Source organism: Enterococcus cecorum DSM 20682 = ATCC 43198 (assembly GCF_000407565.1).
Classification (GTDB): domain Bacteria; phylum Bacillota; class Bacilli; order Lactobacillales; family Enterococcaceae; genus Enterococcus_E; species Enterococcus_E cecorum.
Window position 1 is genome coordinate 713,528 of the sequence record NZ_ASWI01000004.1, and the last position, 20,792, is coordinate 734,319.

The window sequence follows — 20,792 nt, forward strand, 5'->3', positions numbered from 1 at the left end:
TTTGCGTTTCCAAAACTTAATTCTGATGAGGAGCCATACGTGGAGTTACGTCTATATCCATATCTTGGGTAAGCGCCCAATAACGAGGTGTATCGCATCTCTCTAATCCTCCAGTTATACTGTATTCAAACAGAAGATTGGAGGATTTTTCATGATGAAACAACCCATTGTCCCTCTAGAGATGTCCAAAACTGGCACGCAACATTGCAAGCAACGAACCAAAAACGAGCTATTGCTTCGTTGCAAAGTGGGATCGATTGAGCTCAGCTTTTTCTCATCACTTGATGCCTCTCAACGAAATGAAATTTTAGAGAAGGTGCTCGCTTATGGTACTAAACTTAAGTGATCTGGGGCCCGTCTACATTGTTTGTGGGAAAACGGATTTACGAAAAGGAATCGATTCACTGGCTTACCTTATTCAGTCACAATTTGATTTAGACCCTTTTTCAAAATCCGCCTTCCTTTTTTGTAGTGGAAAAAGTGATCGATTTAAAGCCCTCTACTGGGAGGGTGAAGGCTTCTGGCTGCTTTGTAAGAGTTTTAAAAACGGACAACTAACTTGGCCAAGAAGTACTGCGGAGGTTCGCGCTTTAAGGCCTGAACAAGTTGAATGGTTAATGAAAGGATTTTCTATCTCTCGAAGTTTTGAATTATTCCATCCTTTATCAATTAGCAATTTCTATAGTTTGTTATAACTGAGTTTCATTAGTTGCCTCTCTATTCCAAGACTTATCATATAGTTCATGTCCATCGCCATCTAGTTGCAATACACAGCTGTCTTGAAGAATCTCATAAGTTTCTTGTGAGTAAGAACACTGCTTGTCAAAAGCAATGAATATTTGTTTTCCTAAATTTTTGACATCATCATAAATTCTTATAATGCCATTCACACCTTCATCATCAACATTCTTGAAAAGTAGTGAATCATGTGCAATGACTGGTAGATAGGAAAGATACATCAACGATTAATCAAGCAAAATAAGACCTTTGAAGTTTGTGCCTGTACCTGTAACATTAGGGGTAAAAAATATATAACTACTAGAAGCTGTTATATTTATGACAGGGGCATTTCGTTTTATTTTGTATAGCTTATCATTAAATTCACGCATTTTGTTATTTAGGATTAAATTTATACTTGCCAAAATTTTCTCTAGGTTTTTGTCCAGCAAACTCTTCGCTTTATCCTTAGACTCTTTTAGACTGTTTTCTTCTATAAATGCATTGTTTTGATTTTTGAGAGCTATTATTTCACCGTCTAACTCAGAGTATCGTCTGAGGAATTCTCTGGAAAACTGATTCTTCACTTTGTGCTTTGAAAGCTCTGCTGTGATTTCTTCAAATTGTGGAACAAGAAGTATATGATAGAACAAAGAAATTAAGGACCTCTATTGGAGAAAAATATCACAAATTTCGAGCACGAAAAATAGAAAAGAAATATTTTCCGGTAGTATTTAAAGTAGAGTGTATAAGCAATCAGTTTGAAGATCCTTATCAACAAGCTCAATATATATACACGTTGATTAAGGAGGTAAATTTATGAGTAAGGATATTACATTGATTCCAGCAAGAAGAAAAATTGGACAGAGTAAATCACAAAATAATGAGAATCCTAAATTAAAAGTTGCTGCCTATTGTAGGGTTAGTACAGATAGTGAAGAGCAATCAACAAGTTATGAAGCACAAGTTCAACACTACCGAGAATTTATTTCTAATAATACAGATTGGCAATTTGCTGGAATATTTGCAGATGATGGAATTTCTGGTACAAATACGAAAAGAAGAGATGGATTCAACGAAATGATTGAAGCCTGTTTAAATGGAAAAGTGGATATGATTGTTACTAAATCCATTAGTAGATTTGCGAGAAATACCATAGATTGTTTAAAGTATGTTCGGTTACTTCGAGATAAAAGGGTACCCATCATTTTTGAAAAAGAAAACATTAATACAATGGATGCCAGTGGAGAACTTTTATTGACAATAATGGCTTCATTAGCTCAACAAGAGTCTGAATCAATTTCTAAAAACGTAAAAATGGGTTATCAGTTTAGATTTCAACAAGGAAAGATTCAGGTAAATCATAAACGATTTTTAGGATATGATAAAGATGAAGAAGGGAATCTTGTCATTAATGAGCAGCAGGCAAATGTTGTGAAACGTATATTTAAAGAATATCTTGAAGGTTTGAGTTTTCATGAAATAAAGAAAGGATTGGAACGCGATGGAATACTGAATGGTGCCAATCATAAAAAATGGCACGCAAGTAATATTAAGGGAATTCTACAAAATGAAAAATACATGGGTGATGCATTACTTCAAAAAACAATCACCACTGATTTCATTGAAAAGACAAGGAAAAAGAACGATGGGACAGAACCACAGTATTATGTAAAGAATAGTCATCCAGCAATTATCTCCAGAGAAACTTTTATCAGAACGCAAGAGGAATTGTTGAGGAGAAGCAATTTAGCCAATGGATCATCTGAAGGTAGGAAAAGGAATTATTCAAGTAAGTATGCACTTTCTGGAATGTGTACTTGTGAAAAATGTGGGGATGTTTATCGGAGAATCGCATGGAACAATAGAGGAAAGAAATCGATTGTTTGGCGATGTTGCACTAGAGTTAAATATGGTCCTAAAGCTTGCGATGCAGCAACGATAGGTGAAGAAGTACTCCAAGAAGCAGTTGTCTCAGCAATTAATCAAGTCGTACAAATTTCTGATAAAACCATTCATATACTTCTTCAAAATATCCAAAAAGTTATTTCCAAAGATTATGCTAATGAGATAAAAGAAATTCAAGTTCTTCTTACATCGAAACAAGAGTTACTTCTGGAATTAATTCAATCAAATCAAAACTATGACAATTTACTTAATGAAATTGACCTCCTTAAGGCAAAAGAGAATGAGTTATTAGTTAATCAAGCTAATAACGAGACTCATAAAAAGAGAATCTATGAGATGAAGCAATTTATAGAGAATCAGGATCATCTCTTAACACATTACGATGAAGTACTTGTGAGAAAGTACATACAAGAGATAAAAATATTTGACGATAAATTCGAAGTAAGATTTAAGTCAGGTATCAATGTGAATATAGAAAAGTAAGGTCTAAGCATCATTTTGCTTGGATCTTTTTTGTTTTGAAGGATAGATGCGTGATATAATAAGAGAAAAATTGTTTTAGAGGTATTGGAGATGAAAAATGTGACTGCTAAAAATGAAACTAAAATATCCTCAAGTGATATAGTTAAAATGTTGAAGTCGAAATTGAAAAAAAGAAAAAGTGTAGAAAAAGAGAATCCTAGATATAGCGAAATATGTGGTGGTTCGAGTCAGGCAGACGTTTTATATTCATTTTTAGGAATATATGCACTAGGAGTATGGGTATATAATAAAAAGAAAAATCAGGATATTAATGATTTTCAAAGTGAAATAAGAAAGAAGCTGAGAAAGCGTATGAATGAAGGAATTAATCAACATTTTTATTCTACTCTTTTCCAATTAGCAATTCAAGATATCGGCGAAAATGATGAGATCTTCAATGATGTTGTTGAAGGACGTGTGTCTGCAATTAAGTCGTTAGAAATTAATGTTGATACATTAAATAAAAATGATGAACTACAAAGATTTATTAGCAATTATTCTTCTGTTGGTAATGTAATTCCAATATGGCCTGGAGGAAATGAACTTAAAGGAAAAAGTGGTGTTTTTGATATTCCGGAGTTGTTTTTTGCAAAATATCGTGAATGGTACAATGTGTTATTGGATTTAACGGGTGATTTTGCATACTTGGATAAATTTAATCAAGACTTTAATTGTAATTTTGAGAAGTATGAATCTCTTGATAAATTTCTAAACTCAATATCTTCTATAAAAGAATATACTAAGTATTTGGAACATGTTAATGAAATAATTGATACCAGAACTAAATTAATCAATGAAAAACTTTTAAATATGAAGTAGGCTAAGAATTAACGGTTTAAATAGTAATCGTTAAATCTTCCCTTCTCGCGGCAAGTATACTATTTGTTATCTCAAGCCATGTTGAGACGGTTGTACTGCTTTCCCACAAAAGGCAGACGGACATATCAACATAAAAGTTGAGTTTGACGAGGGTGAGGGAAATGTTCCGCTTGATAATATTGCTAAAAGAGCGGAAAGCTACAAGCCCAAAGAACGCGTGACATACAAAATGATAAAGGAGTACATAGAAGCTAAATACGGCTTCAAAGTACATATCGCATATATAGGAGAGGTAAAAAGAGATTTGGGCTTGCCTTTGTACGATGCTCCTAATGCGGTAGAAGAATTGAAACTGCCGAGGAAACATCCGACAGCAGAGAAAGTGGAAGCAATCAAAGATGCTTTGAAATATTTTGGGGTTATTTAATAGGTAGCCTGTTTATAGAATATCACATGGATTAGTAAAGCAAATAAATGATGGAAAGGGTGAGGATTATGGGTGGAAAAGAAGCATCACGGGGATTTTTATACCAGGGGTTTGCTTCAGTATTAGAGGCCTTAACTGATAAAGGTAATTGGGATAAGATATATGTCGAATTTCCAACATCAAACGATAAGGTTGATATAGCATTAGAGCAGCAAAATCAAATTGTTAAATGCATACAAGTAAAATCAACGATAAATACTTTTACCAAATCAGACATCCAAACATGGCTAGATGACCTTATAAAGGATATAGAAAGTCCTGAATATGAATTATTTTTAGTCGGGCAATGTGATAAGTCCGCCAACACATTTATAAAGTCAATCGAAAAGTATTATGGGAAAGTGCTTGATAAAGAAGCAAGATCGTTGCTAAATGGGTTTGATACAGATTTGTTTGATAATAAGAGAATACGGTTTTCTATTTTGCCGTTTAAAATAGAAGTTTTAGAAAAAATTGTAAGAGATTCGTTGCATCAGTATATTTCAGATAGCAATCAAATGATGACGTTTGATCAAATTAGGTTTATTGCTTCAGCGACTGTAAATGACCAGATGATTTCTTCAACACATGGTAAAGGTATTGATAGAAAAGACTTTGATGAAGAAATGGAAAAACGCATTCTTCTTGTTGCCGATAAATATTCCCCTAAAAGAATATCTATTGGTGTGAAAAGCTTTACCCGTGGTGCAGAAAACTTGGAAGAAGACACAGAGAGTTGTTTATCATTCATTAATAAGTTTGATGGTCGCAATTTAAAGGGTGAATACGATTGGAACAAAGATATTTATAGAAATTTGGAGAATTTTTTGCTCACAAATACAAGCAACCAGCATGCCTATCAAATATTTTTAGATACACATGCATCTATAGCCTTTGCAGTAGGAAGAATTCTTGATAGTAAATCAGGTATCAACGTATTTCCGATACAAAAATCGTCGACCAATGGCACTGTATTATGGGATGTGAAACTGCCATCTAAAAGGAACTATACTAATTGGGATATTTCACACGAAAAGTTTGATGAGAATCAATATGATTCTGCATTAGTATTAAATGTCACTCGCAACATTTACGATGACGTGGTAAAATTCATAAAAGAAAACAATCTATCAATTGGACGTATCATTAATTGTACGCTAAGTGATGTTGGTGCTACAAATTTTTCGATAGAAGAAGGAACACATGCAACTGCTTTAGCTAATTCAGTTTATAACGCTATTGGAAGAAGAAGCACTGTGGAACGGCGTGCAACACTACATATTTTTGCTGCTGCTCCAAATGCATTTATGTTTTTCTTAGGTCAAAATTCAGTTGGATTTGGCAAATGTATTCTATATGAATATGATTTTGAGCAAAGGAATTCTTGTACCTATTCACAATCAATAAGTTTTACTAATTAAAGGAGGATTGTTTATGTCTATTGTACCGTCATATTTTAAAGATTTTTTATCTAATATTCGCTTATCTGATAATCAGGTGAATGATTTGAAAACAGGGCATACCACGTTAAGAAAACGATTAGAGGAAGATGAAACCTTATCTAAGATTATTATTAGTACTTTTTTACAGGGAAGCTACCGACGTTCTACAGCAGTAAAACCAAAAAACGGCAACAAATCGGATGTCGATGTAATTGTTGTAACGAAATTAGACTCTGAAGAGTATACACCGGAGGAGGCTTTGAATTTATTTGTCCCATTTTTAGAAAAGCATTACAAAGACAAATATAGAATTCAAGGGAGATCAATTGGTATAAGTTTAAGTTATGTTGATTTGGATATCGTTCTTACTTCTGCACCTAGTGAGAGCGAAACAGGAGTACTTCAAGATGAGGCTATTATTTCAGAATACACAATTGAAGATTTTCAACAAAAGTTACTTACAAAATCGTTTAGTAATGCCTTACTTGAAAGTACATATAACATATTTTGTAGATCAGATAGCCAGCCTCAATGGAAATCCGAACCATTGCTAATTCCTGACCGTGAAGCGGAAAAATGGGATAAAACACATCCACTTGAGCAAATTCGATGGACGGTTGAAAAAAACAAGAATTGCAATACCCACTATATAAATGTTGTTAAGGCATTGAAGTGGTGGCGTAAAACACAATATCCAGATATGAAACATCCCAAGAGTTATCCGCTGGAACATTTTATTGGTGATTGTTGTCCAGATGATATTAAAAGTGTTGCCGAAGGTGTTGTATTAACTCTTGAAAATATCGTTTCCCAATACACTAATAAACCTTTTTTAGCTGATAGAGGTGTTTCTGAACACGATGTTTTTGCACGAATTACAGATGAAGAATATTCTGATTTCTACGATACGGTTTGTGATGCTGCTAAAATAGCTCGTGAAGCTTTTGATTGTGAAGAATTATATGATAGTGTTTGCAAATGGAGAGAGCTATTTGGTAATGAATTCCCACCAGCTCCAAAGCCATCAAAATCTAATTCTTCAACGGGATTTACAACCCGTACTGAAAAATCAGCAGCCATTCCAGAAGGAAGATTTGCATAGATGGAGTCAAAACAAATCCTTGATAAATTAAATCAGGCTCGAAGGGCTTTAGATTCATTATCGCAAGTTGAGATAATGGATGAGTGGCAATTTGATAATGAATTAAATGTTTGGTATTTACACTTAAGTATTGTGATTGAATGTGAAACACCATATTTCCCTCAGAAATCTCAATGGTTTTTCGTTGTTGGATCGGAATACCCAAAGGGAAAAATTAAAGTATATCCAGACGTCGAAAACAGTATAACGGTTACATTGTATCATCAAGCCAACAACTCCAAAATTGAAAGAAACGGTTTGTGGAGAAAAGGAGCGTTATGCCTTGAGGTGAATACAATACCTAATTATCAATCGGAACCATATAGTGTAGATGAACGCTTGTTGTATCATGCAAAACGAGCAATTTGTTGGCTCGAGTTAGCGGCAAAAGGAAAATTAGTTACAGAAAGCGAGACATTTGAGCTGCCCGAATTTTCTATGAGCAATATTTTAGAAATGCAGTTTGCTTTCTCGGAAGATGTGGTTACCTTCATGCAATGGGAGAGTGTCGAATGTCGGTATGGAATAGCAGAATTAGATGTGTATAAAAGTAAACCATTTGTATATTATGTTAAGGTGTTTAAATCGCTAAGTAACAACATTCAGCATTATACAGAATGGGGAAAATATCTTTCAAAAACAACTATATCACCTCCAATTATTGCCCCGTGGATACTTATGAATCAGATCCCAGTTGTTAATGAGTGGCAAGCACCAGAAACATTTGGCGAATTGTTAGTTGCCTGTGAAAAACAACATATTGATATAATGTGTATCCTTCAAAATATTGTCTCAAAAATTCGGGACGGAAAACGGCATTTGCTTTTAATTGGTTTCCCTGTTCCCCGAATTTTTGGTGGAGACCCCGAGATAATTTCTTGGAAAGCTCTGTATTTACCGACTGTATCATATGGCAAAAGGACAGCAAAAGGATTCAGAAATAATCAACAGGGATGGTGGATGCGTGATAGATGTGAGGTATTCACTAAAAATGCAAAATTGGATTGGATTGTTTCAGAAAATTGGAACCAACACGAAATATCTCAACGAGGTAAAATGAGCGACCTGTTACTAAGAAAAAGTATATTGCTCATTGGAGCAGGTTGCATTGGAGCATCAATCGCAGAAATATTTGTAAGAGCAGGAGTATATAATATTACTATTGCAGATTCAGATATATTTGAAGTCGGGAACTTATCCCGTCATATCTTAAATCTAAATAATATTGGTGAATTTAAAGAATTATCGGTATGTAATTATCTTAACTCCCTAAATCCACACGCAAATGTTAAAGTTATAAATAATACTCTTTCAAATGATGACTCTTTTAAAACAAATATTGATTTGGATAGATATGATGTTATCGTTGATTGTACTGGGGAAAATAATGTACTTGATATTCTTCAAAGTACTAATTTTAAGAGAACCCATATTATAGCTTCAGTCTCTGTTGGATTGGGTGCAAAACGATTATATGTTACACTGATGAATGGTAACACTTTTAATTTTAATGCTTTTTATGATTTGATTTCCCCTTACCTACAGGCAGAAAAAGTCTTATATGATGATTACGACTTGCCAAGGGATGGAATTGGTTGCTGGCATCCGACTTTTCCTGGAAGAAGTGATGATATTTGGATTGCTGCTGCAACTTCCGTGAAGGTAATTGAAAATTACATTATATCAAAATCTCAAAAGACGCTTTCACTCATTTACGAGCAAAAAGAGAGCGATGGGATATTTGAAAGCTATGAGGTGGTGGAGAAAAGAGAGGAGGGTTAATTTGCTTTTTCAAGATAAGAATCAATCATATAGTGTAAAGTTCGACACAAAGTCTTATGAACAAATGCTTTATTATTGTGCTATTTCTAATCCTTATGAAACAGGGGGCATTTTAATTGGAAATTATTCTTCCAATCAAGCAATAGCTAATATTTTGCAAATAACACCACCACCCCAAAATTCTAGACATTCAAAGTGTACTTTTCATAGGGGGATAGATGGATTGAAAAGAATTTTAGACTTGGCATGGGACCAAGGTCAGTATTATTTAGGAGAGTGGCACTATCATCCAAATGCATCGTCGGCACCAAGTAATATTGATAAAAATCAAATGATAGTTTTATCTCAAGACCAAAAACTAAAATGTCCAGAACCTATATTAATTATTGTTGGAGGTTACCAAGAAAGTTGGAATATAAATGCTCGGCTATTTGTTAATGAGCAAGAAATTATTCTCAATAAGCGGTAGCACTAGCCATTTGATAAGACGCAGATTTTTGTGTCAAAGTATAAGCTGTACTTGTCGAGTGGGGAAGAATTATTACGAGGAAGAAAGCGAAGTGAATGATCAACAATTAATCAAAAATGTAAATGAAGTGGCTGAAAATAAACGGCAGCAACGAGGGTATATTGCCCCAGTGGATGTATTAATGGAAATTGGTGTATTGACTGAACAAAATTATGAAGCTTGGCGATATGGCAAAGTATCCTATCTAGAGAAAGCACTGGATTTTTTTCATTCAGTGCTTATAAGCTGCTGAATAGAGGGAATGGATGAAAAGATACTTTATAACAGTGTTCGAGGGATTTGGCGGGCATCTAAAGAAAGAGTGAAAACCGTCGAATATGTTTTTGGCGTCTATAACTCTTTAATTGTAGCCGTATTTAAGCCGTCTCGATGGTATGTTTCTAAGGATGCGCCAGATAAGTTGCCTCGAAAAGATATTGTCCTTACACCGAAACTTGAAAATAGATTGTTTTTCGAGGATGAGAATTTTGAAAAAGGATTGTCAATGGATGATAATGAACAGTTTTATCTAAGAAAGTCAATAGCTAGACTCAAAGTAAATCAATCTGCTCAAAATCCAATTACTTATTTAGAGCCAGTAAAATAGATATACATATTTATTTTTAGGGAAGGAGTTAATATAATATGAAGATTAATAAAAATGAATGGAATTGGACAAGAAAACCTAAGGAATATATTATCACCGATGATAGAATCGAAATTGTAACTAATCCATATACTGACTTATGGCAACGAACATATTATCATTTTAGAAATGATAATGCACCTGTTTTACAGATTAAGTCTTCAGAAAAGTTCTTCTCTTTTATTGTGAAAACAGAATTTGATAGTAAAGTGCGTTTTGACCAGTGTGGCGTGGTTATGTATCTTGATGCTGAAAACTGGTTGAAAGCGTCTATTGAGTTTGAAAATGAAAAATTTCAGCATCTTGGTAGTGTAGCTACGAATAATGGTTACTCAGATTGGGCTACGACAGAAATTGATGCAAATATCAGAATGATGTGGTATAGGTTTAGTAGAAGAGAAGATGATTATTGTATTGAATGTTCTGAGGATGGTATCAAGTATAAGCAGATGAGAATTTGCCACATGCATAAGGCGACAGATGAGATACAGTTTGGAATTTATGCTTGCAGTCCTGAAAATTCGTCTTTTAAAGCCATATTTACTAACATTGAAATCACAGAATGTAAGTGGCAGGCACATGATGGACAGGCGCCAGATGAAGCGTAATGAAAAATAGAAAATGTTGCTAATAAATGTTAAAGAAAAGTTGCTCATTCCCATTTTAAAATAATCTCAGAAAGGACCACCTATGAAAACACAAGCGGAAATGATGGCTTTAGTGCCGCAAAAGTTAAAGGAAATTGAAGAAATCTATGGTGTTGAAGTGCTATGGGCAGTGGAGTCCGGTAGTCGTGCCTGGGGATTTGCCTCGCCGGATAGCGATTTTGATGTGCGCTTTATCTACAAACGCAAAGCCCAAGATTATCTTAAATTGACGCCAGATCGTGATGTCATTGAGTTGCCAATTGATGAGACGTGGGATGTGAGTGGCTGGGATTTGGATAAGACCTTGAAATTACTAGCAAAGTCTAATCCAACGCTGTTTGAATGGATAAACTCGCCAGTTGTGTATGTTCACACGGATTTTGCAGCAAGATTCGCGCCTCTTTTGACAATGTGCCTATCCGAAGAACGCATGATGTATCATTATTTATCGATTGCTAAAGGTCATCTTACCAAGTATTTAAGTGGAGATATGGTGCAACCGAAAAAATATTTCTATGCGTTGCGACCTATTTTAGCGTGTCGCTGGCTGCAAAAATACCATACGGCACCACCAGTTTTATTTGATGAATTAGTCCAATCCTGCTTGCCCTCAGAACTCAAGTCTTCAGTGGACAATTTGTTAAGTATCAAAATGGCGAGTCCAGAATTAGCAGAAATCGCCCCAATTATGGATATTCATACCTATATTGAAGAGACCATCCCTGAAATTGAGACTTATCTTAACAATCAAACCATCACACACAAGGTCGATTGGCAAGCGTTAAATGCATTCTTCTTGCAAGAAATTGGCATATCAGAGAATAATAATAAATAAATCTCATATAAGGTCATATTTAAAAAATACGCCTTTTGCCAAAATATGGAAACTCAAATCATTGATAATAGACAAAGGAAGAGAGCAAAGTGAATGCTCAACAATTAATCAAAAAGATAAATGAAGCGGCTGTAAATCAACGTCAGCAACGAGGGTATATTGCTCCAGTGGATGTATTAATGGAAATTGGTGTACTGACTAAGCAAAATTATGAAGATTGGCGATTTGGCAAAGTATCTTATTTTGAAAAGGTATGTACTTGTAATCTTAACAAGCTTACCAAAATTTTGAAGCAAATCTATAAGTATGCACAAATAAATGGCTTGAAACCCTCAATGAGTCAATATCAGCTATGGGGTAAGAAAAAAGGGAAAGAACTCCGATTTAGTAAAAGTGGTGGACTTGAAGTAGAGCGAAAGTATGCGACACATTTTGTGGATAGTAAACAGATAGCGCAAATAAATTCAAAGAAATGAAATAAAACTGGAGAAATATAATCAGCAAAGAATTGATAAATAATAGGGAGTTGGAGAGTAAGAGTCCCTAATGAATTTTTACTGGAATGATTGCCGAAATGTTAGCAAATTATTGTTGGAATGAAACTACAAGCGAAGATGGAAATTTGGTTGTTCATTCATTCGTGATAATTTGCATGACACTAGTTGTTGATGTATGTTTAAAGTATATTTTTAGAATTTGGGAGTAAATCACACATGAAAATTAGGAAGTATAACAAAGACGATTTACGACAGGTAGTTCAGTTGTTTTTTCATACCGTACATACGTCCAACGCCAAGGATTATTCAGCCGAACAATTAGCTGTTTGGGCACCGAAAAATCCTGATTTAGAAAAATGGCAGTCGTCTTTAATGAAGAATGATTGTCTCGTAGCAGTGATGGATAATCAGATAATTGGTTTTGGAGATATGGATAAAACAGGCTACTTAGATCGTTTATATGTTTCTCCGAGTTATCAAAGAATGGGTGTGGCCTCGCAAATTTGTGATTTGTTGGAAGAGCGAGTTAAGCATCCCATTACGACCCATGCTTCAATCACAGCCAAACCATTTTTTGAAAAAAGAGGCTATCAGGTTGTTAAAATGCAACAAGTTGAGCGTCAAGGAATACTCTTGACAAATTATATAATGAGAAAACAGAATGGAATGGATAAGTGATGAGCAAGTACGAAACGATTAAAAAAATTTTTGAAAATCATAGCAATCCAGAACGTGCCATTTCAATGTCTAAGTATATGAAAGACCAGTTTAGCTTTTATGGGATTGCTGCAGCGGATAGAAAGAATCTTTATAAAGACTTTTTGAAAACTGAGAAAAAGCAAGGAACATTGGATTGGGCGTTTCTTGAACAATGTTATGCGGATGATCATCGCGAATTTCAGTATTTGGCTTATGAGTATCTTTTGGCGATGAAAAAGCAGCTGAGTTTTGAAGATATTTCGTCCGTTAAAGCACTTGTAAAGAAAAAATCTTGGTGGGATACCGTGGATTTTCTGTCACAAGTAGTCGGTAATATTGCTTTGAAGGATTCACGCGTAGATGAAGAGATGTTAGCCTGGTCCCGGGAGGAAAATATTTGGGTTCAACGTATTGCAATTTTGTATCAATTACGATTCAAAGAAAAAACCAATACGACACAACTTGAACAAATCCTTTTAAATTGTCTTGGTACAAATGAATTTTTCATCAATAAAGCAATTGGTTGGGCCTTGCGTGAATATTCTAAAACGAATCCAGACTGGGTGCGAGATTTTTTAAAAAAATATCGGGAGCAAATGGCTAATTTGAGCATTCGAGAAGCGAGTAAATATCTTTCGTGACTATTCAAGAAAAAGGAGATAAAATGGACGTTACTTTTGAAGTTGAAAATCAGAAATTTAATTATCGGGTATGCGGAATCATCATTGATAATCAAAAAATATTAGCAATGCGCGATGAGTGTTCACCTTATTATTATTTGCCAGGTGGGCGTGTCAAATTAGGAGAAACTGCCGAGAAAGCTATTCAAAGAGAAATGCTAGAAGAATTGCAGATTTTACCAAAGATTATTCGTCCATTGTGGTTAGATCAGTCATTTTTTACTGAAGATGTGAATCAAAAGCATTATCATGAGTTATGTTTATATTTTTTATTAGATGTTACACAGACAGATTTATTCACTCGTGGAAATGAATTCACGCATATCGAAGGGGTTCATACCCATCATTTTTCTTGGTTAAATTTTGAAGATTTAAAAGAGACTTATTTTTATCCTGAATTTATTAAGACGGAAATACATCATTTGCCGGATAGTTTAGAAATCCGGATAGATAAAAATACTAACATTAACTAAGTTGGTTAGCTATTACTATATATCGGGGAACGATGAGAATGGTCTATCAAATCACAAAAGATGGCACAGATTGGCAATTATCTTGGCAGGTAGAAGGCTCACTTATCAACCAACTGAAAAAATTAGCTATGAATGGGCGGAAGGCTTGGTAACTTTTGAGATTACTGTAAACGAACAAATAACGCAACTTACCTTTTCAGAAAGTTTACCTAAAGAATTTCCCCATCGGATCAATGGCATGTCTGGTTGATTAGTCAAAAAAGAGCACTTATCAGATTTATTGAATCAGTGTGAAGTTCGTGCAGATATTAATCATACACGATTTGTGGATGAAGTGACGCAAATCGTTCAAAATTTTTAGGATACATAAAAAGTGAAGGTCAAGATGAAACAAAAAGAAATCGACTCGTTTTATCAGGGATTTTCTGCAGAGGTTGAAAGTGAACAGTGTGGTTGGCTTGTTGATAAAAAGGGTATTTCTTGGCAGATTGTTCCACGGATGTTTCTAGATTTTGCTCAAAAATTGTCCCCTACGGCCTATCAAAAAATCAATCAACAAATCCTAACAATGAAAAAAATCGAAATCGCTCAAATCGAAAAACTAATTTAACTCTATTGGCTAACGATGCTGCAATTTTGGCGGTGTCGTTATCTTTTTTTATCCAAAAATAGGTAGTATAATGTAGAAAAATGACAAGGATGCTGAGGGAAAATGGCGGTTTTGATTATTTTACGAGGAAATTCTGGTAGTGGGAAAACCAGTGTGGCTAAAAAATTGCAAGAAAAATTAGGACCTAAGACGATGCTAATTTCTCAAGATGTTGTACGTCGTGAAATGCTTCATACCAAAGACGGTCCTTATTCTCAGACGATTCCATTCATTATTCATTTGCTAGAATATGCCCATCAACATGAAAATTACGTCATTTTAGAAGGAATTTTAAATGCAACTTGGTATCGGCCGGTTGTTCAATTTGTCAAAGAGTTGTTCGATGATGCTATTTTTGCATATTATTATGATTTGCCTTTTGAAGAAACATTAAAACGCCATCAAACTAGAAGTCAAAGTCAAAAATTTGGTGCAGAGAAAATGGCACGTTGGTGGAAGGATAGCGATATTTCTGACGTTTTAAATGAAAAGAATTTTCGTGCAGAGATTTCCTTGCAGCAGGCAGTTGATTTCATTTTGTCAGATATCAAAACTCATGGAAAGTAGGGATAACTATGTCAGAGGAAAATTATCTACATTGTTCTATAAAGTTAGGCGAAACCACGGTAACCTTCTTTTTAGAACCATTGAAAAAATATCAAAACCAACAAGATAGTCAATTTGTAGGCTCTTTTGTGAAGATTGAGAACCGATTTGTACATATTGAATCCACTCATGCGATTTTTGAATATCCAAATGTTATAGAATTGCGTGATTGGATGGACCAAGCGATAAATGACAAACTAACTGAAGGACAATACATAGGCTTTGCTGAACCAGATTTATTATTTATTTATCCAGAGCTAGCAGAAAATGAAGAACCTTATATCGAGATGCGTTTATATTTGCACTTATCTGAATATACGGGTGAATATTATTCATTAATGATTGAAGTGTCTAAGTTAGTGCAATTTCGTTATTTTCTTGATTATTGTCTCAATGCAAATGATGACCACAAAACATGGTATACCGCGTCAGGCAGACCGATTTCTTACCGCTATTATAATAAAGCGCATCAAGATAATCCTGAATTACATCAAAAGTTAGATAAACTGTTCACGGCTTGTCTCAATGCTTGGATGAATTGACGACTTTGCCTGTTTGTCGAGAAGATGCTTCGTTTGATTTAGCAGTAGATCCAAGTTATGGACAATGTGCGGTAACTGCGATGTTAGTCAGAGAACTAGTTGGCGGTGATGTCTATCGGATTCGAACAGAGAGTGGGATGACCCATTATTTTAATTTTATAGAGGATACATTGGTTGATTTTACGATTGACCAGTTTCGTTTATACAATCTACACGTATCTTATAAAAATGCTGAATTCATGCCAGACAACTTTGAAAAATTAAATCAAAATACGCAATATCGTTATCAACGGTTAAAAAACAAAGTGCTAAAACATTTGGAGGAAAATAAATGAGTCTATATCAACATGAAGTCCAATATTATGAAACAGATCGTATGGGCATCACACATCATTCTAATTACATTCGCTGGATGGAAGAAGCCCGTGTCTCTTTTTTAAAAGAGATTGGTTGGGATTATTCGAAGTTAGAAGAGATGGGGATTATTTCTCCGGTTATCGATGTTCAATGTCAGTACAAAAACACGACGACTTTTGCTGATAAAGTCATGATTGAAACCACCGTGAAAAAATTTAGTGGTATAAAGTTAATCTTACAATACGAGATGAAAAATGAAGCAGGAAAAATTGTGGCCCTTGCTGAATCGGCCCATTGTTTTTTAGATAAGGATGGCAAAATGCTACGTCTGGCAAAGCAATTTCCTGCGTTTTATCAAGCGTTATGTGATGAGGAAGCGAAAGAGTAAGAGTAAGTTTAATGAGTAAAGTGGAGGTCATTCAATGTATCAGATTAATGAAGATATTACGCTTGTCTCATATTATCCCAATGGAAAAGTAGCGCTTGAATGGTATCAAGATTTAGAACTATGTAACCAGGTAGATAATATCGATTTTGTTTATGATTTGCCGCGGCTAAAGAGGATGTATCAATATTTATCTACCCATGGAGATTGCTATTACATTCAATATAAAGAGCAGTTAGTAGGTGATTGTACGTTACTTTCAGACGGAGAAATAGCCATTGTGATTGCCAAACCTTTTCAAAATCGCCATATCGGTCAAAATTGTGTTAAGGCCCTGATTCAAATGGCCATAGCGAAAAAGTTACCAAAAGTCAAAGCGCAAATTTATTCGTTTAATCACCAAAGTCAGCGGATGTTTACTAAATTAGGCTTTGTTCAAGTATCTGAAGAGTGGTTTGAGTTAAAATTACAGTATGAGAAATGAGTCACTATCTTCAACAGGTAGCGGCTCTTTTTTAAAATAAAATTACAATCTCCTTATATTTAGTTTATCCTTTTATCGCGGAAGATAGCGGGCAGTCATAATCCATTTTCAATCATAAATGAAAGTGTAACAAAATAAAAGTTTGATAACATATTTAAATAAAACCTTGCCAATGATTCTGATAAGTTGACAAAAGAACTATTTGAATCTAACTTTGTATGAGAGCTTAGTAAAACATGCGTAAGATTTTGCTCATAATTGAACATGTTTATATAAAAACTGTTATACTAGTAATGTAAGCGCTGCAAGTTTTGTTGTTGCTCCACTTACAATGATTTGAAGTAGAATCAATGAGGAGGAGATTTTGATGGCAATTGAAGTATTTAAGGCAGAAACAACAGCATTAGGTGGATTGAAGGTGAATTGTAAATCTCGAGAATTCGAATTTACTTTAGATGAACCGAAAAATCTAGGTGGTACGAATACTGGCATGAATCCTGTAGAAGCATTATTAAATTCACTAGGTGCTTGTCTAGTCATTGTGGCGCAGTCCTATGCTAGAGTGAAGAAAATCAATTTGAAATCATTCAAGGTAAACTTGGAAGGTGAACTTGATCCAGATGGTTTCCGCTATATCAATCCTAATGCGAAAAAAGGGTTTTCAAAAATATCTGTTACTTTCCATGTAAAAGCGGATAATACGGAGCAAGAAATTAAAGACTTTATCGAATTTGTTGAAGCTACATGTCCTGTTCACGATACAATTACTAATTCACCCGTCTTCGAAAGTAAAATCATTACGGAATAGAGCAAAAAAAGCTGCGAATCTAGTTTCGGACTCGCAGCTTTTTCATGCATTTTACTTGATTCCAACGGCTTCTTTGGCTAACTGATCGGCCAACTCATTTCCCGGAATACCACTATGGCCTTTGACTTTTACGAAACGGATTTGAATATGTCTCATTAAGATCTGCATGGTATCACGATATTGCTGAGTAAAAATATTTTTGGCTTGCCAATCACCAGTCGCCCAGCTTTCAATACCTTGATAATCGTAAAGAATAGTGATTTGCGATAAATCGTGGTCAAGTGCGGCTTTTACTGCAGCCATCGCCCCATCAATTTCACCGGCAACATTGCGCATGCTTGCTTTTTCAGTATCATTCCCTTTTCCTTGTAGGGTGATTCTCGTTTCTTCATCTATTTGTAAAAAACCACCATATCCGTAATCTTTAGTGGTAATATTATACGAACCATCAACAAAAGCATAAGGTGTTTTTAAATTTGAAGTGGCTGATTGGGGCGTTGCTACCTTTACTTCTTGGCCACCTAAATAGGCAAGTGCTTCTTCTTTGGTTGGAAAACTTTTAAAAATGGCTCCTGGGTAACCTTTGACTTGTTCTTGACATTGCGCCCAAGTAAGAAAAATCCCTGTTTGACGTCCTTTTTTTACCGCGTAAAATTTTGTCTTTGCCAAATCATCCATTCCTTTCACTAAAATTTACTTAAAGTATTCTAGCATTGATTAAGAAGAAAAGCTAGACTTAAAATGACAACTTGTCTGCCTTTTTAAGATGAATTTTGCTATAATAAAAGAAAAAAGATTTGAGGTGAACCAGGTGCAGGCCATTGTGCGATGTCTAGATGGAAGTTTTTATTATTCAATGGTTTTTGGTTGTATTTGTACGAAAAAACATCAACTAGCCAATGATGTTTGGTACGATTATGCTTACCTCATACTGGACAAAACGAAAACAAAATTAATCCTACAACATGAATTTTTACCTAATAATAAATCTTATGAACCGATGCTATTGTTTTTAGATGCAGATCAAAGTGATTGGCAAGTAAATGAAATCGGGGAAGGCGGCATTCAACAATTGATTTCGTCTGAGATACTGGAAAATTTAAGAGATAATCAAGTGCCGCATTCGCTTGTTCTAAAATGTGTGGATTTGGATAGTAAATTAAAGCAGACAAATTATCGACATATCTCAAATGAACAAGAAATTCAAAACTTTTTGACTATTTCACGTCACCTACATGATGCTTATATTGAATAAATCGTCCTTCGAGAAAATAAATTATTGGTTACATTTGATGGTGTCTGGGGCTGTAAAATTATTTTGAGTTTTGCAGGCAATCCAAGTTTTCATTATACGCAAAATATTGACTATGATTTTTATTGGAAAGATTGCAGTTTGCTGATTCGAGATAATCGGTATTACTTGGTGGACGAGGATTTAGCTGATGGGTCACAAATAACGGAATATCATCAATGGTTTACTGCTGATCAGATTAGTTACTGGGTTTTGCCAAAGTGTGATCCCTTATTACCATCAATTAAAGTGGTACCGTTCAAACAGTCGGGTAAATTACGTTTAGCTGAAGTTGCTTTTGAGGGGTATGGCAAATTATATACTTATGCTTGCCCTGACCGCTCGATGACAGAAGATGATTGGGTGATGGTGCTAGTTGGAAAAGAAAATGTGCTAAAAGAAGCGCAAATAATCAATATTTATGAGAGCTTTCCTGAAACGCTACATCTAAACTTTCCACTTACAAAATTAAAAACCGTTGCGAAGTTATATTCAACATTTAATGAAGAACATGCAATTGAACGAGTGCTAACTTTAATGGATAAAAAAGTATTAGATTTTTCAACAGTAGATCCTAACTTTAAAGAAGGCATTTATCATTTGTTAGAAACACCGATGGGCTATTTTTGGATTGAGCTAAATCAGCAACCAATTCCGATGAAAATTACCCAATATCACTTTGTTGATGACGAGTATTCAGTCGATTGTGTACTTAAAATGCAGCCGATTGGTGTAACGCCAGATAAAATCAAGACATTAAAACTCTTATCTAATATTGATTTAACAACTTGGAATGAGGTTAATGTGCTAAGTGATGAATTCAGTAAAGGTTGGCAATGGGAAAAAGGTGGACTTACTTTTGGAGCAACAGGCATAGTTACTAATTTTGATGGTGGTGAAATTACTAATTCTGAACATCACTTACCTTTTTACGAATATTGGCGTACAGAAATGTATAATCGAAATTCCGATTATTATGGCTTTATGATTGCTTGGAAAAAGTTTGTTTCTATTGAAGATTTGTCCATCGATTTTGCATTAACGTAGGGATATTTTTCTATTTTTATTGATTGTCATGTATTTAATATTTACATTCTACAAATAATTCATAAAGTGCATCTGAAAAAATAGAATATGCAGTTTCGCCAAAATGTAGGCCATCATCCAATGTCCCTTGTAAAAGTTGTGTAACAGGCACTTCTTGATTTGATAATAATTGATATAAGGATAAGAATTTCAGATTATAAGCTATACATTCTTCCTCTAAAATTTTTGAATAAGTTAAAACCAAGTGATTTGTCCGAAATTGTTGTTTATTTTCATCTACAGGTGGAGGAGAAACCAGAATAATTTGTTGTGAATGATATCTTTTTAGCAACCTTGTTATAATTTCATTGATATTTATTTTAAATTGTTCTAAGGAAATTTGTTTATGGGTGGCTAAATCATTGGTTCCTAACAATACTACAAGATAGTCAAAATTTTGGTTGGGACCAAGTTTGTTGTATTGATGTAGGAATTGTTGTGAATTAATTCCTGGCACAGCAGTATTTGTAATTTTGATTGAAGCATCTTTTTCTTTTAATAGATGGTTCAATATGGGTTGTTGATAGCCTTCGTGTCGAGCAATAAGGCTATCTCCAGACAAATAAATATGCATTTTTATCACCTTTTCTTTTTTTAGTATAGCACATATGAACAATATTGTCTGAACATATCAAATAGAATAAATAGGTTAAAACGTGCAGATCAACAAACAGTAGTCATTTTCAAAGGCATGTTAGAAGATAATATCCAAGACCGCAAGCTAGTAATCCAACAAAAATAGCAAAGCAAAGCCAGGAGTGTAGCATGCATTTCTGGGGTTTTTTGAATTTGTAAAATGATA

Annotated in this window: 31 protein-coding genes; 27 read left to right on the forward strand and 4 right to left on the reverse strand. The window is 34.6% G+C overall.

Annotation, left to right across the window (positions count from 1 at the left end; genetic code table 11):
• The first annotated feature begins 151 nt into the window (after window positions 1-151).
• Together I567_RS09445 and tnpB are read left to right on the forward strand one after the other, a co-directional pair.
• The gene (locus I567_RS09445) at window positions 152-346 is read left to right on the forward strand and encodes a hypothetical protein (RefSeq protein WP_016252002.1); all 195 of its coding nucleotides are present in this window, start codon (window positions 152-154) and stop codon (window positions 344-346) included.
• Window positions 327-695, forward strand: a complete 369-nt coding sequence (gene tnpB / locus I567_RS09450; RefSeq protein WP_016252003.1) for an IS66 family insertion sequence element accessory protein TnpB — start codon at window positions 327-329, stop codon at window positions 693-695. The genes I567_RS09445 and tnpB overlap by 20 nt, the downstream gene beginning before the upstream one ends.
• Here the strand turns inward: tnpB and I567_RS09455 are convergent.
• Together I567_RS09455 and I567_RS09460 are read right to left on the reverse strand one after the other, a co-directional pair.
• Window positions 690-959: a DUF2326 domain-containing protein gene (locus I567_RS09455; RefSeq protein ID WP_016252004.1), complete on the reverse strand. Its 270-nt coding sequence runs from the start codon at window positions 957-959 to the stop codon at window positions 690-692. The two genes, tnpB and I567_RS09455, sit on opposite strands and share 6 nt — an antisense overlap.
• A 6-nt stretch (window positions 960-965) precedes the next feature.
• Window positions 966-1,370, reverse strand: a complete 405-nt coding sequence (locus tag I567_RS09460) for a hypothetical protein (protein ID WP_016252005.1) — start codon at window positions 1,368-1,370, stop codon at window positions 966-968.
• Window positions 1,371-1,536: 166 nt separating this feature from the next.
• On the opposite strand from I567_RS09460, the gene I567_RS09465 reads away from it, so the two are divergent.
• The 23 genes from I567_RS09465 (at window position 1,537) to I567_RS09575 (ending at window position 17,613) form a co-directional block, all read left to right on the forward strand.
• Window positions 1,537-3,108: a recombinase family protein gene (locus tag I567_RS09465; protein ID WP_016252006.1), complete on the forward strand. Its 1,572-nt coding sequence runs from the start codon at window positions 1,537-1,539 to the stop codon at window positions 3,106-3,108.
• Window positions 3,109-3,198: 90 nt separating this feature from the next.
• Window positions 3,199-3,966, forward strand: a complete 768-nt coding sequence (locus I567_RS09470; RefSeq protein ID WP_016252007.1) for a hypothetical protein — start codon at window positions 3,199-3,201, stop codon at window positions 3,964-3,966.
• 217 nt (window positions 3,967-4,183) lie between these two features.
• Window positions 4,184-4,393, forward strand: coding sequence for a hypothetical protein (locus I567_RS12840; protein WP_018345220.1), 210 nt, complete (start codon window positions 4,184-4,186; stop codon window positions 4,391-4,393).
• 68 nt (window positions 4,394-4,461) lie between these two features.
• Window positions 4,462-5,853, forward strand: coding sequence for an SAVED domain-containing protein (locus I567_RS09480; protein ID WP_016252008.1), 1,392 nt, complete (start codon window positions 4,462-4,464; stop codon window positions 5,851-5,853).
• Window positions 5,854-5,866: 13 nt separating this feature from the next.
• On the forward strand, window positions 5,867-6,976 hold the full coding sequence (locus tag I567_RS09485) for an SMODS domain-containing nucleotidyltransferase (RefSeq protein WP_016252009.1): 1,110 nt from the start codon (window positions 5,867-5,869) through the stop codon (window positions 6,974-6,976).
• Window positions 6,977-8,797, forward strand: a complete 1,821-nt coding sequence (locus tag I567_RS09490) for a HesA/MoeB/ThiF family protein (protein ID WP_016252010.1) — start codon at window positions 6,977-6,979, stop codon at window positions 8,795-8,797.
• A 1-nt stretch (window position 8,798) separates the two neighbouring features.
• Window positions 8,799-9,266, forward strand: a complete 468-nt coding sequence (locus tag I567_RS09495) for a Mov34/MPN/PAD-1 family protein (protein ID WP_016252011.1) — start codon at window positions 8,799-8,801, stop codon at window positions 9,264-9,266.
• A gap of 91 nt (window positions 9,267-9,357) precedes the next feature.
• Entirely contained in the window at window positions 9,358-9,558 is a 201-nt protein-coding gene (locus tag I567_RS09500; RefSeq protein ID WP_018345219.1) for a hypothetical protein, read from the forward strand.
• A 9-nt stretch (window positions 9,559-9,567) separates the two neighbouring features.
• Window positions 9,568-9,912, forward strand: coding sequence for a hypothetical protein (locus I567_RS09505; protein WP_016252013.1), 345 nt, complete (start codon window positions 9,568-9,570; stop codon window positions 9,910-9,912).
• Window positions 9,913-9,950: 38 nt separating this feature from the next.
• Window positions 9,951-10,559: a DUF1349 domain-containing protein gene (locus I567_RS09510; protein WP_016252014.1), complete on the forward strand. Its 609-nt coding sequence runs from the start codon at window positions 9,951-9,953 to the stop codon at window positions 10,557-10,559.
• An 82-nt stretch (window positions 10,560-10,641) separates the two neighbouring features.
• Window positions 10,642-11,433, forward strand: a complete 792-nt coding sequence (locus I567_RS09515) for a nucleotidyltransferase domain-containing protein (RefSeq protein WP_016252015.1) — start codon at window positions 10,642-10,644, stop codon at window positions 11,431-11,433.
• An 89-nt stretch (window positions 11,434-11,522) separates the two neighbouring features.
• The gene (locus I567_RS09520) at window positions 11,523-11,909 is read left to right on the forward strand and encodes a hypothetical protein (protein WP_016252016.1); all 387 of its coding nucleotides are present in this window, start codon (window positions 11,523-11,525) and stop codon (window positions 11,907-11,909) included.
• Between the two features lie 237 nt (window positions 11,910-12,146).
• A complete protein-coding gene (locus I567_RS09525) occupies window positions 12,147-12,608 on the forward strand; it encodes a GNAT family N-acetyltransferase (protein WP_016252017.1) in 462 nt (153 codons plus the stop codon).
• Window positions 12,608-13,270 carry a DNA alkylation repair protein gene (locus I567_RS09530; protein ID WP_016252018.1) on the forward strand — a complete coding sequence of 221 codons (663 nt, stop codon included), beginning with the start codon at window positions 12,608-12,610 and terminating at the stop codon, window positions 13,268-13,270. The genes I567_RS09525 and I567_RS09530 overlap by 1 nt, the downstream gene beginning before the upstream one ends.
• On the forward strand, window positions 13,267-13,782 hold the full coding sequence (locus I567_RS09535; RefSeq protein ID WP_231940227.1) for an NUDIX hydrolase: 516 nt from the start codon (window positions 13,267-13,269) through the stop codon (window positions 13,780-13,782). Before I567_RS09530 ends, I567_RS09535 begins: the two co-directional genes overlap by 4 nt.
• 70 nt (window positions 13,783-13,852) lie before the next feature.
• Window positions 13,853-14,032: a hypothetical protein gene (locus tag I567_RS09540; RefSeq protein WP_026209901.1), complete on the forward strand. Its 180-nt coding sequence runs from the start codon at window positions 13,853-13,855 to the stop codon at window positions 14,030-14,032.
• Between the two features lie 135 nt (window positions 14,033-14,167).
• The gene (locus I567_RS09545) at window positions 14,168-14,392 is read left to right on the forward strand and encodes a VOC family protein (RefSeq protein WP_016252020.1); all 225 of its coding nucleotides are present in this window, start codon (window positions 14,168-14,170) and stop codon (window positions 14,390-14,392) included.
• Window positions 14,393-14,494: 102 nt separating this feature from the next.
• The gene (locus tag I567_RS09550) at window positions 14,495-14,998 is read left to right on the forward strand and encodes a kinase (protein WP_016252021.1); all 504 of its coding nucleotides are present in this window, start codon (window positions 14,495-14,497) and stop codon (window positions 14,996-14,998) included.
• Window positions 14,999-15,006: 8 nt separating this feature from the next.
• A complete protein-coding gene (locus tag I567_RS09555) occupies window positions 15,007-15,579 on the forward strand; it encodes a hypothetical protein (RefSeq protein WP_016252022.1) in 573 nt (190 codons plus the stop codon).
• A 5-nt stretch (window positions 15,580-15,584) separates the two neighbouring features.
• A complete protein-coding gene (locus I567_RS09560) occupies window positions 15,585-15,914 on the forward strand; it encodes a YunG family protein (protein WP_114975563.1) in 330 nt (109 codons plus the stop codon).
• A complete protein-coding gene (locus I567_RS09565) occupies window positions 15,911-16,324 on the forward strand; it encodes an acyl-CoA thioesterase (RefSeq protein WP_016252024.1) in 414 nt (137 codons plus the stop codon). Before I567_RS09560 ends, I567_RS09565 begins: the two co-directional genes overlap by 4 nt.
• Window positions 16,325-16,358: 34 nt before the next feature.
• Window positions 16,359-16,805, forward strand: coding sequence for a GNAT family N-acetyltransferase (locus I567_RS09570; RefSeq protein ID WP_016252025.1), 447 nt, complete (start codon window positions 16,359-16,361; stop codon window positions 16,803-16,805).
• A gap of 367 nt (window positions 16,806-17,172) precedes the next feature.
• Window positions 17,173-17,613 (forward strand): OsmC family protein, encoded by a 441-nt coding sequence (locus tag I567_RS09575; protein ID WP_016252026.1) that lies wholly within the window; start codon window positions 17,173-17,175, stop codon window positions 17,611-17,613.
• 51 nt (window positions 17,614-17,664) lie between these two features.
• Here I567_RS09575 and I567_RS09580 read toward each other — a convergent pair whose 3' ends face one another.
• A complete protein-coding gene (locus I567_RS09580) occupies window positions 17,665-18,291 on the reverse strand; it encodes a ribonuclease H1 domain-containing protein (protein ID WP_034863643.1) in 627 nt (208 codons plus the stop codon).
• A gap of 133 nt (window positions 18,292-18,424) precedes the next feature.
• Between I567_RS09580 and I567_RS09585 the strand changes: the two genes are divergently transcribed.
• Window positions 18,425-18,868 (forward strand): hypothetical protein, encoded by a 444-nt coding sequence (locus I567_RS09585; protein ID WP_016252028.1) that lies wholly within the window; start codon window positions 18,425-18,427, stop codon window positions 18,866-18,868.
• A 24-nt stretch (window positions 18,869-18,892) separates the two neighbouring features.
• A complete protein-coding gene (locus tag I567_RS09590; RefSeq protein WP_016252029.1) occupies window positions 18,893-19,951 on the forward strand; it encodes a hypothetical protein in 1,059 nt (352 codons plus the stop codon).
• A gap of 34 nt (window positions 19,952-19,985) precedes the next feature.
• On the opposite strand, the gene I567_RS09595 is transcribed toward I567_RS09590, so the two are convergent.
• Window positions 19,986-20,564, reverse strand: a complete 579-nt coding sequence (locus tag I567_RS09595) for a GDSL-type esterase/lipase family protein (protein ID WP_016252030.1) — start codon at window positions 20,562-20,564, stop codon at window positions 19,986-19,988.
• Window positions 20,565-20,792 lie beyond the last annotated feature (228 nt).

Bases quoted from the DNA above. Each gene is read 5' to 3' on its own strand.
- I567_RS09470 (WP_016252007.1), top strand. From the start codon at position 3,199: ATGAAAAATGTGACTGCTAAAAATGAAACTAAAATATCCTCAAGTGAT.
- I567_RS09545 (WP_016252020.1), top strand. From the start codon at position 14,168: ATGAAACAAAAAGAAATCGACTCGTTTTATCAGGGATTTTCTGCAGAG.
- I567_RS09485 (WP_016252009.1), top strand. From the start codon at position 5,867: ATGTCTATTGTACCGTCATATTTTAAAGATTTTTTATCTAATATTCGC.
- I567_RS09445 (WP_016252002.1), top strand. From the start codon at position 152: ATGATGAAACAACCCATTGTCCCTCTAGAGATGTCCAAAACTGGCACG.
- I567_RS09565 (WP_016252024.1), top strand. From the start codon at position 15,911: ATGAGTCTATATCAACATGAAGTCCAATATTATGAAACAGATCGTATG.
- tnpB (WP_016252003.1), top strand. From the start codon at position 327: ATGGTACTAAACTTAAGTGATCTGGGGCCCGTCTACATTGTTTGTGGG.
- I567_RS09595 (WP_016252030.1), bottom strand. From the start codon at position 20,564: ATGCATATTTATTTGTCTGGAGATAGCCTTATTGCTCGACACGAAGGC.
- I567_RS09505 (WP_016252013.1), top strand. From the start codon at position 9,568: ATGGATGAAAAGATACTTTATAACAGTGTTCGAGGGATTTGGCGGGCA.
- I567_RS09525 (WP_016252017.1), top strand. From the start codon at position 12,147: ATGAAAATTAGGAAGTATAACAAAGACGATTTACGACAGGTAGTTCAG.
- I567_RS09570 (WP_016252025.1), top strand. From the start codon at position 16,359: ATGTATCAGATTAATGAAGATATTACGCTTGTCTCATATTATCCCAAT.
- I567_RS09555 (WP_016252022.1), top strand. From the start codon at position 15,007: ATGTCAGAGGAAAATTATCTACATTGTTCTATAAAGTTAGGCGAAACC.
- I567_RS09480 (WP_016252008.1), top strand. From the start codon at position 4,462: ATGGGTGGAAAAGAAGCATCACGGGGATTTTTATACCAGGGGTTTGCT.
- I567_RS09550 (WP_016252021.1), top strand. From the start codon at position 14,495: ATGGCGGTTTTGATTATTTTACGAGGAAATTCTGGTAGTGGGAAAACC.
- I567_RS09510 (WP_016252014.1), top strand. From the start codon at position 9,951: ATGAAGATTAATAAAAATGAATGGAATTGGACAAGAAAACCTAAGGAA.
- I567_RS09575 (WP_016252026.1), top strand. From the start codon at position 17,173: ATGGCAATTGAAGTATTTAAGGCAGAAACAACAGCATTAGGTGGATTG.
- I567_RS09490 (WP_016252010.1), top strand. From the start codon at position 6,977: ATGGAGTCAAAACAAATCCTTGATAAATTAAATCAGGCTCGAAGGGCT.
- I567_RS09515 (WP_016252015.1), top strand. From the start codon at position 10,642: ATGAAAACACAAGCGGAAATGATGGCTTTAGTGCCGCAAAAGTTAAAG.
- I567_RS09455 (WP_016252004.1), bottom strand. From the start codon at position 959: ATGTATCTTTCCTATCTACCAGTCATTGCACATGATTCACTACTTTTC.
- I567_RS09465 (WP_016252006.1), top strand. From the start codon at position 1,537: ATGAGTAAGGATATTACATTGATTCCAGCAAGAAGAAAAATTGGACAG.
- I567_RS09530 (WP_016252018.1), top strand. From the start codon at position 12,608: ATGAGCAAGTACGAAACGATTAAAAAAATTTTTGAAAATCATAGCAAT.
- I567_RS09580 (WP_034863643.1), bottom strand. From the start codon at position 18,291: ATGGATGATTTGGCAAAGACAAAATTTTACGCGGTAAAAAAAGGACGT.